Origin of the sequence: Xenorhabdus lircayensis (assembly GCF_016306625.1) — a bacterium.
Classification (GTDB): Bacteria; Pseudomonadota; Gammaproteobacteria; order Enterobacterales; family Enterobacteriaceae; genus Xenorhabdus; species Xenorhabdus lircayensis.
The window spans coordinates 1-15,142 of sequence record NZ_JACOII010000062.1 but is presented as its reverse complement, the minus strand read 5'-3'; the positions used below and the strand labels follow the sequence as shown (position 1 = coordinate 15,142).

Annotated in this window: 11 protein-coding genes and 2 pseudogenes; 6 read left to right on the top strand and 7 right to left on the bottom strand. The window is 43.8% G+C overall.

The window, feature by feature from the left end; translation table 11 throughout:
* Positions 1–1,760 (top strand): annotated as a pseudogene (locus H8A87_RS17280) (hypothetical protein); the annotation flags it as partial.
* A 96-nt stretch (positions 1,761–1,856) separates the two neighbouring features.
* Here the strand turns inward: H8A87_RS17280 and dcuC are convergent.
* The 6 genes and pseudogenes from dcuC to apbC form a co-directional block, all read right to left on the bottom strand.
* A pseudogene (gene dcuC / locus H8A87_RS17275) lies at positions 1,857–2,062 on the bottom strand (anaerobic C4-dicarboxylate transporter DcuC); the annotation flags it as partial.
* Between the two features lies 1 nt (position 2,063).
* Complete coding sequence (asmA, locus tag H8A87_RS17270; protein WP_198691164.1) at positions 2,064–3,932, bottom strand: outer membrane assembly protein AsmA; 1,869 nt, start codon at positions 3,930–3,932, stop codon at positions 2,064–2,066.
* Positions 3,933–4,008: 76 nt separating this feature from the next.
* Positions 4,009–4,590, bottom strand: a complete 582-nt coding sequence (gene dcd / locus H8A87_RS17265; RefSeq protein WP_198691163.1) for a dCTP deaminase — start codon at positions 4,588–4,590, stop codon at positions 4,009–4,011.
* A 47-nt stretch (positions 4,591–4,637) separates the two neighbouring features.
* Positions 4,638–5,279, bottom strand: a complete 642-nt coding sequence (gene udk / locus H8A87_RS17260) for a uridine kinase (RefSeq protein ID WP_198691162.1) — start codon at positions 5,277–5,279, stop codon at positions 4,638–4,640.
* Between the two features lie 318 nt (positions 5,280–5,597).
* Positions 5,598–6,674: a YiiG family protein gene (locus H8A87_RS17255; protein WP_198691161.1), complete on the bottom strand. Its 1,077-nt coding sequence runs from the start codon at positions 6,672–6,674 to the stop codon at positions 5,598–5,600.
* A 340-nt stretch (positions 6,675–7,014) separates the two neighbouring features.
* Positions 7,015–8,127 (bottom strand): iron-sulfur cluster carrier protein ApbC, encoded by a 1,113-nt coding sequence (gene apbC / locus H8A87_RS17250; protein ID WP_198691160.1) that lies wholly within the window; start codon positions 8,125–8,127, stop codon positions 7,015–7,017.
* 182 nt (positions 8,128–8,309) lie between these two features.
* Here apbC and metG point away from each other — a divergent pair, with 182 nt between their 5' ends.
* From metG to H8A87_RS17225, 5 genes are all read left to right on the top strand, one after another.
* On the top strand, positions 8,310–10,337 hold the full coding sequence (metG, locus tag H8A87_RS17245) for a methionine--tRNA ligase (protein WP_198691159.1): 2,028 nt from the start codon (positions 8,310–8,312) through the stop codon (positions 10,335–10,337).
* 146 nt (positions 10,338–10,483) lie between these two features.
* A complete protein-coding gene (locus H8A87_RS17240; RefSeq protein ID WP_198691158.1) occupies positions 10,484–10,903 on the top strand; it encodes a CidA/LrgA family protein in 420 nt (139 codons plus the stop codon).
* Positions 10,897–11,592 carry a CidB/LrgB family autolysis modulator gene (locus tag H8A87_RS17235; protein WP_198691157.1) on the top strand — a complete coding sequence of 232 codons (696 nt, stop codon included), beginning with the start codon at positions 10,897–10,899 and terminating at the stop codon, positions 11,590–11,592. The genes H8A87_RS17240 and H8A87_RS17235 overlap by 7 nt, the downstream gene beginning before the upstream one ends.
* A 203-nt stretch (positions 11,593–11,795) precedes the next feature.
* Positions 11,796–12,680: a cytidine deaminase gene (cdd, locus tag H8A87_RS17230; RefSeq protein WP_198691156.1), complete on the top strand. Its 885-nt coding sequence runs from the start codon at positions 11,796–11,798 to the stop codon at positions 12,678–12,680.
* A gap of 224 nt (positions 12,681–12,904) precedes the next feature.
* Positions 12,905–14,602 carry an NAD-dependent malic enzyme gene (locus H8A87_RS17225; RefSeq protein WP_198691155.1) on the top strand — a complete coding sequence of 566 codons (1,698 nt, stop codon included), beginning with the start codon at positions 12,905–12,907 and terminating at the stop codon, positions 14,600–14,602.
* A 77-nt stretch (positions 14,603–14,679) separates the two neighbouring features.
* On the opposite strand, the gene H8A87_RS20555 is transcribed toward H8A87_RS17225, so the two are convergent.
* Positions 14,680–14,817 (bottom strand): DUF6404 family protein, encoded by a 138-nt coding sequence (locus H8A87_RS20555; RefSeq protein ID WP_408646940.1) that lies wholly within the window; start codon positions 14,815–14,817, stop codon positions 14,680–14,682.
* Between the last annotated feature and the right edge of the window lie 325 nt (positions 14,818–15,142).

The following is a 15,142-nucleotide window of genomic DNA, read 5'->3' as shown; positions in this document are numbered from 1 at the left end:
ATGATCGTATCGGTAAAGTTGACAAACTGGCGGAAACTGCCAATAGCAACGCCACCTCTGCCATGCAAAATGCTGACAACAAAGTCCCGTTAACCCGCAAGATCAATGGCAAGGAACTGACAACCGACATTGAACTGATTGCATCTGATGTCCATGCCTATAACAAGAAGGAAACGGATGACCTTATCAGCGGTGTCAAGACACAAGTCGATAATGTCCAACAACTGGCAGAAACTGCCAATCAGCAGGCGAATACTGCCTTTCAACATGCTGACAACAAAGTCCCATTAACCCGCAAGGTCAATGGCAAAGAGCTGGCAGCAGATATTCAACTGACTGCGGCTGACATTGGTGCCTACAACAAAGAGGAAACTGACGCCCATATCAAGGATGTTAAAGCTCTGGCGGATACGGCCAATCAGCATGCGAATACTGCCTTTCAACATGCTGACAACAAAGTCCCACTTACCCGCAAGGTTAATGGTAAAGAGCTGTTATCTGACATTGAGCTGACTGCGGCTGATGTCGGTACTTATAACAAAGTGGAAATCGATGATCGTATCAGCAATGTTGACAAACTGGCTGATACCGCCAATAAAACAGCTAATTCTGCTATTCAAAATGCTGACGGTAGAGTGCCATCGACACGCAAAGTGAACGGCAAAGAACTATCAATAGATATCCAACTGACAGCGGCAGATGTTGGTACCTACAACAAGGAAGAAATTGGTGATCATATCGGCAAGGTTGAAAAACTCGCTGATACCGCCAATAAAACAGCTAATTCTGCTATTCAAAATGCTGACGGCAGAGTGCCATCGACACGCAAAGTGAACGGCAAAGAACTGTCAACAGATATTGAACTGACAGCGGCCAGTGTAGATGCCTATAACAAGGCAGAGACCAACATCCTTATCGATGAAGTTAAAGAACTGGCAAACAATGCCAATAACAATGCAGATAATAAAGTCCCATTGACTCGTACTGTGAATGGCAAGGCCCTGTTATCCGATATTAAGCTGACTGCATCTGATATGAATGCCTATACCAAAGGAGAGGTAGACAGCCGCGTTGAAGAAATTAAGGATCAGGCAAATGCAGCCAATAACAATGCGGATGGCCGAGTACCACTCACGCGTACTGTAAATGGCAAGGCCCTGTTATCCGATATTAAACTTACCGCCTCTGATGTAGGAGCTTATAGCAAAGCAGAGGTCGATACTCGCATTAGCAAAGTTGACGCATTAGCGAATAATGCCAATACCAATGCGATAGCAGCCAAGACTGACGCTGAGAGCCGACTGGAGAAAAGTAAGAACGGGGAGGATATCCCGGACAAACAGGCCTTTGTGAGGAATTTAGGCTTAGGTGATTTGGTTGGATTAGGTATTGAGTCACGTCGAATCGGGGATAATCACACCGTTATCAAGCTGGGTGATATATTCATGATAAACGGACTTGCGGCCGGTACTGAGCCTATTGGTGAGTTCAACTCATCCGTGGTAGGCGGGGTGACTTACTATACTCACTTCTACAGAATTAAGCTGCCCACAACCTTGCCTAATGGCATCATCTCATGCCATGCAATTATTGTTGGAGATAATTTTGATAACCAACGTCCCGGTTATCTGGCTGATGTCAGAACACAGCGAGATAATTCAAACGGAGTAGGATTGTCGAAAGACACAGTGACAATATCCGTTACCACTCCGCAGCTAGGCTGGGTGCCGAATTTTGATTATCAGATTGTAGGGTATTAGTAGAGTATTAGCAAAATAGGCATTAAATCAGGTGATCGCCTTGGCGATCACCTATTCAAACTTATTCAGTCAGCAATGTAGGTTTTCCTTTTGCCCCTACAAATAAATCGGCACCAGAAACTCAGTCGCAATAATCATAACCAACAGCCCAATCAATACCGGAACCGAAGTACGTTTACCACTTCCAATGGTGAGATTTTTGCCATCCCAGCCACCGCAACGACCACACCGGAAACCGGCGATAAAGTACAGCCAGGGTTGACAGCCTGTAACATTGGGATCACCAGATATGCCGGATTAACCTTATTTTTTATTCAGCAAATCCTCTAATTTCTTACGATCTTCACTACTGCTATTATTTTCAAGCCAATCTTTGATAGATTTTTTGGCTTTCTGCTGTAATTCATCACGCAATAAAGATTCTACATTCAGTGTATATTGCAGATTATTCCAGTCACCGTAAACCCTCAGTGGGATTTTTAATTGCGCCAACTGGTGTACAAATTCGTTCTGCTTGCCCCATCCATTGGTCAATTGCACCCACAATGAAACATCAGTGTTTTGTTTCAGTAAATTCGCCTTGCCCTGACCTTGAATATTTAGCATGCCTGAGGTTGCCATAAGCTCGTTAATCTTAACTTTACCGCGATCCAATTGCGCTTTTACCGACATGCTTTTTGCTTCAGTAAAATCATCTGTATTCGCAGGCTGACTAACTTGATCTGTTACTCGTGAAAAAGATTGTTGGATAAGCTGAGGAATATTCAACCCTTGCAGGCGCGCATTTTTTAAATCGATATTCAAATCGCCTTGCCAATAATGGGAAATGGCGTATTCGTCATAACCTTCCCCCACAAGCTCCCCATCGACATTAAGCTGACCACTAAATACCGACGGTAATGCCAATGTGGTTAATAAAGGTTGCAGTTCCATCTTCTGCAAGAGTGGTTTTGTGTGTAATTTTGCAGGAGCTACCGTCGCATCAATCGTGGTTGGAAGCGCAAAATGTCCCCCAAACACATTGCCACTTAATGTCGTGATTTCCGTCATGCCACCATCATTCACGGCTTTCAGATCAAAATTATCAATATTCATGCCTTGATAAATAAACTTATCTGCTATGAGCGAGATATCCGCATCAAATCCTTGCAAAAATGCAAGATCATAATTGAATAGTGGCGATACCGACGTCGCAATCACTGGTTTTAATGAGTTATTTTCAATCCGATAATCATGTTTTGCTTGTGGATTATTTTTCGGTAAGACATCCCATCCCAATAGATTATCCAGATTCAACGTTGACGAGGTTAGGTTGATGGAATATTGCGGCTTATCTTTCAACGTGACAGCAATATCACCTTTCAGCTCGCTCTCATCATTCATCGTCAACGCCATTTTTTGCACTGAAATTGATTCAGGTGAAGCCTGATACTTCACTATGGCATTGCCTGACCCTTTGATACCCGTAGATGGCAACCCGACGCCCTGTAACTGGTATTCAAGGGAATTAATGTCAGCCGATATTCGTTGCGGATAATCAGCAGTATCCACAGACGCATTGAGTTCAAATGCTAATTCTTGCTGGTTTTTATTGATTTTACTGCGAAGTTCAAGGTTGGCGTGATCCTTATCACTGCGTTCCAGCAGTAAATTAATATCACGGACATTTAATTGCGAGTGATCATCGGTTTGCCAGATCAGTAAGCTATCCGCTACTCTGATTCTGGCAATATCCAGTTTCCAAGCCTGACTACCCAGCACCATTGGATAGTGCACATCACTTTCCGGTGCAATCGGGGCTACTGTCCGCTTCTGCGGTTTGCTATCCGGAGTGAATCGCAAAACAGCTTCTTTCAGCATCACTTCTTTAACTGAAAGTTGATGAGACAACAGCGGTAACAATTCCACATCCATACGCATATTTTCTGCTACAATAGCAGGCTTTTTGGCATTCTGAGCAGTCAGTGATACCTGCCCAGTCAGAATGCTCAATTTTGGCCAAACATGCCAGCGCAGGTCATCCTGCAACACGAGCTGGTAACCACTCTTCTTTTGTACCTGCTTGACTATATAATCGCGAAAATCATTCGGATTAACCAGCATGACCAGCGAAGTTAAGCCAGCAACAATAACTACCAACAAAATAACGAGTGTCGTCAACAATCTTTTCATGACTTCCCCAGTCTCATGTCCACAAGATGACCATTTTTTACCAGAAAATGTCACCAGAAAGCTTCACCAGAAAAGATTAATCCTCACTGATTCTGCTACCTACAGCTCCTTGCTGATTTTTATATTTAGCATCCTGACGTCGGTTATAAGGGCGATCTGCTGATCCCGAAAGAGGTTCAAAGCTCAATGCGCCTATAACCATACCAGGGCGTAAGGCCAAAGGCAGTTTGCCTGAATTATAGAATTCCAGAACGATTTGCCCCTGCCAACCCGGATCGATACGGTGTGCGGTAACATGCACCATCAAGCCAAGACGCGCCAGAGACGAGCGCCCATCCAACCAGCCAACTAAGTTATCAGGCAGTGTGACAGATTCCAGCGTCACCGCCAGAGCCAATTCACCGGGATGGAGGAAAAACACTTCTCCATCCGGCAAAGTGATTTCATCGCTCATGACACGATCAAGTGCCGCATTGACTTCAGCCTTAGGGCCGCTCAAATCAATATAGGCAGCAGTATGACCACGAAAAACGCGAAACTGGTTCCCAAGGCGCACATCAGCAGTTGCCCCATTAATACGTTCGATAGGGGGCCGTGGAGTAATTACCAGCTTACCTTCATCTAGCCATTTAATAATGTCACGGTCACAGAGTCGCATTATTTCCTCTCAAATACGATAATACTTATGGATGCCTGAACAGCATATTATTCGTAGAATTGGCCAATCTTGGCTTTTAAGATATCAATGGCCACGCGGTTTTTCCCACCACGGGGAACAATAATATCGGCATATTGTTTTGATGGCTCGATAAATTGCAGGAACATTGGGCGCACGGTTTTCTTATACTGTTCCATGACAGAATCCAACGAACGTCCGCGTTCATTCACATCGCGCTTAATGCGGCGCATCAGGCAGATATCCAGTGGCGTGTCGACAAAAATGGAGAAATCCATTTCTTGGCGTAAGCGCTTGTCCGTTAATAGTAGGATACCTTCAAGGATAATGACTCTTTTCGGTTCAAAATGGATGGATTCGGGTTTGCGGGTGTGTTCGACGTAGTCATATTGCGGCAATTCAATGGATTTTCCGGCTTTCAGTGCCTGAAGATGTTCGAACAGTAAACTGTGATCCATTGAGCTTGGATGATCGTAATTAACTTTATAACGCTCTTCCATCGGAGTATTGGTTTGGTCTTTATAATAACAATCTTCTGGAATAACGCCGATATTGTGATCACCAACCTGAGCCCGTAATTCTCTATAAAGTGTGCTGGCAATAAGGCTTTTGCCTGAGGCGGAGGCACCTGAAATACCTACGATTGTACACTTATGTGCTTCATCAGCCATAGTAGAAATAACCTGGTTAAAAAAGAAAAAATAAAGTGGGAACATAGTATTCGATAACACCATGTTTGGCGGATTATAGGGAGTTAATGACTTCTATTCCAGAGTAAACAAGATAAGTCTCGTTTTTTTCGGTACGCTTCGCATAAAAATCCCGCAATTTTATGCCTCACATGGAGAATAATCCCTCAAGGTATGCAAATGAAGATCAGGTGATAATGTAAGGTATTACGGTAGATAAAAATAGAAATTGCCGAGCATCAACAATAGCTCTGTTGATACAGAGCCATTGACCAGCATTTTCTTACAAAATCGTAGTTGTTAAAGACGGTTAAATTCCTCAATCAGTCTATTATATGCTTTTAGCAATTTACTTGGAGAACCGTCTACCATCCATTCCCCTATTCCGCCCAGATTCATTTTTTCACCACTCGTATAAGGAACTTTATCCCTAACTCTGCGGATACGCTCTTTTGCAGCCTTGGCATACTCGTCAGTTTGTCTCAGCAAAGATTTATATCTCATATAAGATAAATCGCCGGCTTTTTTGAGTTCTTCAATTAAAGGAAGAGCGCTTGCAGCTTTATTTTGTAACTTAGCAACCATAGCAAGTGCTTGAGCAGCATTAAAAGCATCCCTGTCAACCATCTGTCTGATTTTTTTAGCCTCAAAGATGATTGCCAAACTGTAATAATCAAGTGTCAGATCGCCCTCTTTTTCCATCTGCTGTAAAACAAGCGATTGACGTTCATCATTCATTTTTTCAATGGCTTCAGAATATTCCTCAGATATTGGATCAAATTCATTATAGGCTGCAATCAGTTGAGGATGTTTTTCCTTGCCTTTAGCAAAAGCGTCATCTTTGTAGTCTTCTTGCTCATAATAACGCTTTAGTGGATTAATTTCTGATACGATTTTTGCTGATTTATCAATGTAGCTAACTGCAATATCATCTATCGGTTTCAGCGCTGGTGTCATCGCAGCGACTTTTTTAATTCTCTCCTGACAGTCAGCTACGCTATCCTGTCTTACTGAGTAGAGGCCATATACAACGCTTTCTTTTCCTGTTGGGCCTTTTTCCCAGTCATTGAGCCAACTCGCATAACGGCTCATGCTACCATGAATAGAGCCATCCAATGAGTTATAGCACTCAACATACGCATTCATTTTTACTGAAATAACTTCTTCTGGATCTTGAACAGTTTCGTCTTTCGCTTTATTCGCCAGTTGTTCAATCTTCCCTGCAACTGAACTATCTTGCGCGGTTTCAGCTGATGACGCAGAAGCTACAGGCTGTACTGATTCTTCTTTTTTGTTATCACATGCTGACAACGCCAGCGCAATGCAAAGCGCCATAATCCCTTTTTTCCATATTGGGTTGCTATTGTTGAAATCCATTGCTATTCCTTACATAATTTTTTTTAATGTGGACAAAATACCTTTTGAAACGGTGAATTTCAAGGCGATGCTGCAATAATAAAGAAGTTAATTTAATGAATTAAAATCTTGATTCGTGAATGAATAAACGCTTAATTTTTTATCAATTCATTATTTTAAAGGAAATAAAAATAATAATACGAGTTTTATATTCAACTTATCAATCAAGACAAAATAAAATACCGGAGGGATAATGAATTAAAGTTACTAATGGTATATATGACTCTAAGAAAACGCCGCTTCATAAAATACATTATCTAAAACGGCGCTTGATGGTATATTATTTGCGCAATTACTTAAATCAAACTGCGCGGAAGGAAATTTCAGTCGGGATTCTTTCCCCTTGCCAATACATCTGTGCAGAAATATTGGCAGCAATTTCACGATAAATATCCGCAAATTCGCTATCAGGCTGGCTGCTCACCGTCGGTTCGCCACGATCAAGATCTTCACGCAATGAGATATGCAGTGGGATCTGCCCCAATAATTGACAATGGTATTTTTCTGCCAGTTTTTCTGCCCCACCCGTCCCGAAAATCGGCTCATGATGACCGCAGTTACTGCAAATATGAGTGCTCATATTCTCAATGATACCCAAAACTGGCACATTCACTTTCTGGAACATGACGATGCCTTTCATCGCATCGATCAGGGCAATATCCTGTGGTGTTGTGATAACCAGCGCACCTGTTACTGGAATATTCTGGGACAGCGTTAACTGAATATCCCCCGTTCCCGGAGGCATATCAATCACCAGATAATCCAGATCCGGCCACAAAGTATCTTGTAGCATCTGCATCAAAGCCTTGCTTGCCATCGGGCCACGCCATACCATTGCGTTATCATCGGTGACAAGGTAGCCGATGGAGTTGGTCGCCATCCTGTGTACCATAATCGGTGCCATATGCTGACCATCAGGGGACGTCGGGCGCTCTTTGGCTGTGCCAAGCATATTCGGAATGGATGGGCCATAAATATCCGCATCCAGAATACCCACCTTTGCCCCTTCCTGTGCCAGTGCCAACGCCAAATTCACTGCCGTGCTGGATTTCCCCACACCACCTTTTCCTGAACTGATGGCGACAATATTGCGCACGCCATTTACGCCCGGCAAATTATTGGCTCGGCTCAATGTGCTGATATCATGAGTTAATCGCCATTCAACGGATCTTGCTCCCGTCGCGGCTTGCAAAGATTGGGTTGTTTCTTTCTTTAATACTTCAAAGGCGCGTTTCCAGACGAACGGCATGATTAATTCAATATGCAGTATCCCATCCAGCATGGCGCAGTGATGCAATGCTTTCAGGGCAAGCAAATCTCGCTCTAATGTCGGATGTTTGAATGTTGCCAATATCTTAGCAACATGTTCTTTCAGCAGGTCAGGATTGGTCTGCTCGGGGGATTGTGAATTCATCCCGGCTCCTTTTGATTTCTCTTTTTTCAACCTAAAACTGTTTAGTCATCATAACAGAAGCTAACGACTTGGGATAAGGCAACAAGTAAAAGTGGCGAAGATCTCGTGTTACCCTAGCGACAACGCTCTTGATCAGGTAACATCAAAAACCCTTTTCACTTTACGGAAGTCAGATCCTAACTATGTCTCAAGTCGCGAACAAATTATTGGTGACCTGTGCGTTACCTTATGCTAACGGCCCAATCCATCTCGGTCATATTCTGGAACACATTCAGGCTGATATTTGGGTTCGTTATCATCGAATGCGCGGCAAAGAGGTTCACTTTGTCTGTGCTGACGATGCCCACGGTACGCCAATCATGCTGAAAGCCCAGCAGAGTGGGATCTCACCAGAAGAGATGATTGACAAGGTGAGCCTAGAGCATCAGCAGGATTTTGCCGGCTTCGCTATTAGCTATGATAACTACCATTCTACACATAGCGAAGAGAACAGAGCGTTTGCGTCCAAAATTTACCTGGATCTGAAAAAGAACGGTTACATCAAGAACCGGACGATTTCCCAACTGTACGATCCAGAAAAAGGGATGTTCCTGCCAGACCGTTTCGTCAAAGGTTCCTGCCCAAAATGTAAGGCGGAAGATCAGTATGGCGATAACTGTGAAGTCTGTGGAACGACCTATGCCCCAACAGAATTGATCAACCCGCGTTCCGTTGTCTCTGGGGCAACACCAGAAATGCGTGATACAGAGCATTTCTTTTTCGATCTGCCTGCGTTCAGCGATATGCTGCAAAAATGGACTCGCTCCGGGACTTTGCAGGAGCAAGTGGCAAACAAAATGCAGGAATGGTTCGACTCTGGTCTACAACAATGGGATATCACCCGTGATGCCCCTTATTTCGGCTTTGAAATCCCTGATCAGCCGGGTAAATATTTCTATGTCTGGCTGGATGCGCCAATTGGCTATATGGGCTCATTCCAGAATTTGTGTAATAAACGTGATGACCTGAATTTCGATGAGTTCTGGGCGAAAGATTCCAAGACTGATCTCTACCACTTCATCGGTAAAGATATCGTTTACTTCCACAGCCTGTTCTGGCCAGCGATGTTGGAAGGCAGCGACTACCGTAAGCCAACTAATCTGTTCGTTCACGGTTATATCACCGTTAACGGCACCAAGATGTCCAAGTCCCGCGGAACCTTCATCAAGGCCGAGACTTATCTGAAGCATCTTGATGCAGATTGCCTACGTTATTACTATGCCGCAAAACTCTCTTCCCGCATTGATGATATCGATCTGAACTTGGAAGACTTTGTTCAGCGTGTAAACAGCGATATCGTTAACAAAGTGGTTAACCTTGCTTCACGTAATGCTGGTTTCATCAATAAACGCTTTGCTGGCAAACTGGCAGATCAGCTCGCTGATCCTGCGCTATACCAGAAATTTGTTGATGCTGCACAAGTTATTGCGGAAGACTTCACCAACCGCGAATTTGGCAAAGCGATCCGTGAAATCATGGCGCTGGCTGACCTTGCCAATCGTTATGTTGATGAACAAGCACCGTGGGTCGTGGCGAAACAAGAAGGCCGTGACGCCGATCTGCAAGCAATCTGCTCAATGGGCATTAACCTGTTCCGCGTGTTGATGACTTACCTGAAACCCGTTCTTCCGGGTTTGACTACGCGTGTAGAAGCGTTCCTGAATACCGAACTGACTTGGGATAGTATCCAGCAACCTTTGCTGAACCATGACCTTTCACCATTCAAGGCGCTGTTTAATCGTATTGAGATGGCTAAAATTGAAGCGATGGTCGCGGATTCGAAAGATAACATCGAACCACAAAAAACCGTAACGGGCCCATTGGCGGATGATCCAATTCAGGACACTATCGCATTTGATGATTTTGCCAAGGTTGACCTGAGAATCGCACTGATCAAACAGGCAGATTTTGTCGAAGGTTCAGACAAGTTACTGAAATTGACCCTTGATCTCGGTGGCGAAACTCGTCAAGTCTTCTCTGGTATTCGTGCTGCTTATCCTGATCCAAAAGCGCTGGAAAATCGTCTGACTGTGATGGTCGCCAACCTTGCACCACGCAAGATGCGCTTTGGTATTTCAGAAGGTATGGTGATGGCTGCTGGCCCTGGCGGAAAAGAAATCTTCCTGTTAAGCCCCGACAGTGGTGCACAACCGGGCATGCAAGTTAAATAACAATTACATATCTTAAAAAGATATTGATAATTATTAATTAGATAGTAAAGCGGGCTTTTTTTGAGCCCGCTTTTTCATGTGACATATGGCGCATTTACAGCGTTAATCTTATAATAAACCTTCGTTATATTGAGGAATTATCTATTATGTCTTTCCAAAATGTGCTGATGATAGGCTGGCAATACCTGCGCGCATTCGCGCTGCTCTATTTGTGCCTGATCGCGGGGAATATCATTTCAGCACTACTTCCCTTCTCTCTCCCCGGCAGTATTATTGGTTTACTTCTCCTGTTTTGTTTACTCGCATTCCAGATTATTCCCCCACATTGGGTGAAACCGGGCTGTAGCCTGTTGATGAAGAACATGACATTACTCTTTTTACCCATTGGAGTGGGAGTCATGGATTACTACCCACAACTTAGTCAGCAGATATTCCCAATTGTTCTTTCCTGTATCGTCAGTACAGTGATTGTCATGATCGTCGTTGCTTACAGTTCCCACTATGTTCACCGCGAACGCATTATTATTGGCGCTAAACAAAAACCGGAAGAGAAAGAAAAATGTTAAACCATATTTGGTGGTCACTACCATTAACACTGCTCGTATTTTATTTTGCCAAAAAGCTGTCAGTGCGACTCAAACTGCCTATATTTAATCCCTTGCTCATATCAATGATCATTATTATTTCCTTGCTACTTATGGCACATACGCCTTACGAGCACTATTTTGCGGGTAGCCGAATATTGAACGATTTGCTGCAACCGGCTGTGGTCGCCTTGGCCTTCCCTCTCTATGAACAGCTCCACCAAATCCGTGCTCAATGGAAATCGATTATTACCATCTGTTTTATAGGCAGTGTTGTTGCAATGGTAACTGGTACAGCCATCGCTCTATGGGCAGGTGCAACCCCTGAAATAGCAGCCTCTGTTCTGTCTAAATCCGTGACAACCCCGATTGCCATGGCGGTGACCAGCTCCATTGGCGGTATTCCTGCCATCAGTGCAGCTTGTGTAGTCGCGGTAGGAATTTTGGGGTCGATCTTTGGTCATAATCTGTTTAACGTTTTAAAAATAAAAACGCAGGCCTCCCGGGGACTGGCAATGGGTACAGCAGCTCATGCGGTGGGAACGGCTCGTTGTGCTGAAATAAATCATGTTGAAGGGGCATATAGTTCTCTGGCCTTAATGACCTGCGGCATTATTACCTCACTGCTTGCACCTTTTCTATTTCCGATATTGCTTCATCTGTTTAGTTAGTCATTATGCGAATGACCATTATTTAAATGGTTATTAAATTGTAATTAAAATGTGAAGAAATTCATAAAAATAGTAAAAATTTGATATAAGTTACTAAAATAATATCTTTATTACACAAATTTCATTAATTATATGGCTTTTATCACATTACAAACCTGAACAGACACCCTAGAATGGCCTTCAATTAATTTGGAGATCATTCTATGCAAGCTCGTTTTCACGCTATTTGGTCAGAAATCCCCCCTAAACTGCAAGAAGTCCTGTTGCCTTATATTGGCAATGACGATTTTCCAGCTATGCTGACAGCAGAGCAGGTTGAATCAGTCAAGCAGATCAGTGGGTTTGATGATCATGCGCTGGCACTTGCCTTATTGCCACTTGCGGCGGTCTGCTCCATTGCACCTATTTCTCATTTTTATGTCGGTGCAATTGCACGAGGAAAAAGTGGTAATCTCTATTTCGGTGCCAATATGGAGTTCGCGGGTGTTCCCTTACAGCAAACCGTCCATGCCGAGCAATCAGCTATCACTCATGCTTGGTTGCGGGGTGAAAAGAAGTTGGTTTCCATCACTATCAATTATTCACCTTGTGGTCACTGTCGCCAATTTATGAATGAATTGAATAGTGGAACACAATTAGCAGTTTACCTGCCCAACCGTCCACGATTGACTCTGGCTGACTATCTGCCAGAAGCCTTTGGCCCACGCGATTTAATAGACACACCATTGCTGCTGGATACCGTTAATCACGGCCATCAATTGGCTACCAGTGACGCATTGGTACAAGCAGCACTAGATGCGGCAAACCTCAGCCACGCACCTTATAGTCAGTCCCACGCAGGGATCGCACTACAAGATGAACAAGGGAAAGTTTATACTGGCCGTTACGCGGAAAATGCGGCCTTCAACCCAAGTTTGCCTCCGTTGCAAGCGGCTCTCATATTCATGAATATGTCGGGCGGCAATTGTCAGTCCATCAAACGGGCAGTGCTGGTAGAAGGTGAAAATAGCCATTTATCACAATGGAACGCGACAAAAACCACATTAACTGCACTCGGCTGTACAAAAGTGGAACGGCACATATTTTAAAATGAACTAAAGGTAACTTAACAAAATGGCAATTCCACCCCTCTATATTGCTCAAGGGGGGTAAAATGGGAAATCAAATAACATTTAATTAGCCAATTCTGTATGTTATCTCTCATTTTTGCTCATGATAAACATATTTAAGTAACATTTACTGTACTTATTTTTTTTATCTTCTTAGGATCTGTAGCCAATTTTGTTATTGATTAGTCCAAAGAGTAAGCATCATGGAACTGGAACACGAAAGTAAACGTCCTCTCTATATTCCCTACGCTGGCCCCATCTTGTTGGAATTTCCTCTACTGAATAAAGGCAGTGCCTTTACGGAAGAAGAGCGCAGCAATTTCAACTTACATGGCTTACTGCCTCAGGCCGTTGAAACAATAGAAGAGCAGGCCGAACGCGCCTACCGTCAATATTGCGATTTTAAGAATGACGCTGATAAACACATTTATTTAAGGAATATTCAGGACACCAACGAAACGCTGTTCTACCGGCTCCTTGACGCTCACCTCAGCGACATGATGCCTATCATCTACACGCCAACCGTTGGCGAAGCATGTGAACATTTTTCTGACATTTATCGCCGTGCCCGTGGCCTGTTTATCTCCTATCCGAACAGAGCTTACATTGATGACATGCTGCAAAATGCTACGAAGCAGAATGTTAAAGTTATCGTTGTGACCGATGGTGAACGTATTCTTGGTCTGGGTGATCAGGGTATCGGGGGCATGGGCATTCCTATCGGTAAATTATCACTGTATACCTCCTGTGGCGGGATCAGCCCAGCTTATACCCTGCCAGTTGTGCTGGATGTAGGTACGAATAACCCACAACGCCTGAATGATCCTCTGTACATGGGTTGGCGTCATCCACGCATTACGGGTAAAGAATACGACGAATTTGTAGATGAATTCATTCAGGCCGTAAAACGTCGCTGGCCTAACGTGTTACTGCAATTTGAAGACTTTGCCCAGAACAACGCTATGCCACTGTTGACCCGCTATCGTGATGAGCTGTGTTGCTTCAATGATGATATCCAAGGCACTGCAGCCGTTGCACTTGGTAGCTTGATTGCCGCCAGCCATGCCGCAGGCCGTCAGTTGAAAGATCAAACCGTGGCATTCCTTGGTGCGGGTTCCGCTGGCTGTGGTATTGCAGAGCAGATCATTGCCCAGATGAAATCCGAAGGATCGAGTGAAGAGCAGGCTCGCGCCCGTGTGTTCATGGTTGACCGCTTTGGTCTGCTGACGGATAAACAGCCAAACTTGCTCGACTTCCAGAATGCATTGGTACAAAAGAACTCGGCCTTGCAATCGTGGGATGTCAGCAATGATTCCCTCTCACTGATGGATGTGGTGCGCAACGCGAAACCTACCGTCTTGATTGGTGTTTCCGGTCAATCTGGTTTGTTCACTGAAGAAATCATCCGTGAAATGCACAAACATTGCGAACGCCCAATCGTGATGCCGCTGTCCAACCCAACATCACGCGTGGAAGCTCGCCCTGAAGACATCATCAACTGGACAGATGGCAAGGCGCTGGTCGCTACTGGCAGCCCATTTGCTCCGGTAAAATATGACGGGCAGGAATACCCAATCGCACAGTGCAACAACTCCTATATCTTCCCCGGGATCGGCTTAGGCGTTATCGCTTCCGGTGCCAAACGCGTTACGGATGATATGCTGATGGTAGCCAGTCGCACATTGGCGGATTTTTCACCGCTGGCACAAACAGGTTCTGGCCCATTATTACCGCCGATTGATGATATCCAAGATGTTTCCCGCAAAATAGCCAAAGAAGTGGCGAAAAAAGCCCAAATTCAAGGCGTAGCGATCGTCACATCAGAAGATGCATTAGATGAAGCGATTGAGCGGAATTTCTGGAAACCGGAATATCGCGTCTATAAACGTACTTCATTCTAATGATCTCCTTAACAAGCCTGCCAGCAATATGGCAGGCTTTTCTCACCAAAACTCCATGATTTTTTATTGGAAATTCATCATAAACTTTTCCAATCAGGTAATTTATTACTTTTTCTTCTATACAAATGAAATAACGTAAACATTAAACCAAATGCTATTCCAGCAACTATTCCTTTAAGGAGAAAATCTGTGGAAAAAATCCCAGAGGAACTCATATTAATAGATTTCATCTACGATCAGATAATACCACCAAATAAAGCATAAATAACAACATTAAACCAAAACATAGCAAATATTATTGGTGGTATTCCCCCCCCCAAGCTTCCATAATAAAACGGTAAGATAAGGCAGTGAGTTACTTTCCCAAAGTCCTTTATTTTCCATGAGTTCTATCGCTTTAGATAGTGGAAGGGTAACAAAGTTTGTACGTATCTAATATCAAATTTATAGTATGCTGATAACATACTCAAATACCTTCACATTCACTATCCCAAGTAATTTATATTAAATAACCTGAGCTCGGGATAAGCAGAATAAAAA

Coding starts and splice junctions, on each gene's coding strand:
- apbC (WP_198691160.1), bottom strand. CDS start 8,127: ATGAATTCACAATCCCCCGAGCAGACCAATCCTGACCTGCTGAAAGAA.
- H8A87_RS17225 (WP_198691155.1), top strand. CDS start 12,905: ATGGAACTGGAACACGAAAGTAAACGTCCTCTCTATATTCCCTACGCT.
- H8A87_RS17235 (WP_198691157.1), top strand. CDS start 10,897: ATGTTAAACCATATTTGGTGGTCACTACCATTAACACTGCTCGTATTT.
- H8A87_RS17240 (WP_198691158.1), top strand. CDS start 10,484: ATGTCTTTCCAAAATGTGCTGATGATAGGCTGGCAATACCTGCGCGCA.
- H8A87_RS17255 (WP_198691161.1), bottom strand. CDS start 6,674: ATGGATTTCAACAATAGCAACCCAATATGGAAAAAAGGGATTATGGCG.
- asmA (WP_198691164.1), bottom strand. CDS start 3,932: ATGAAAAGATTGTTGACGACACTCGTTATTTTGTTGGTAGTTATTGTT.
- dcd (WP_198691163.1), bottom strand. CDS start 4,590: ATGCGACTCTGTGACCGTGACATTATTAAATGGCTAGATGAAGGTAAG.
- cdd (WP_198691156.1), top strand. CDS start 11,796: ATGCAAGCTCGTTTTCACGCTATTTGGTCAGAAATCCCCCCTAAACTG.
- H8A87_RS20555 (WP_408646940.1), bottom strand. CDS start 14,817: ATGAGTTCCTCTGGGATTTTTTCCACAGATTTTCTCCTTAAAGGAATA.
- udk (WP_198691162.1), bottom strand. CDS start 5,279: ATGGCTGATGAAGCACATAAGTGTACAATCGTAGGTATTTCAGGTGCC.
- metG (WP_198691159.1), top strand. CDS start 8,310: ATGTCTCAAGTCGCGAACAAATTATTGGTGACCTGTGCGTTACCTTAT.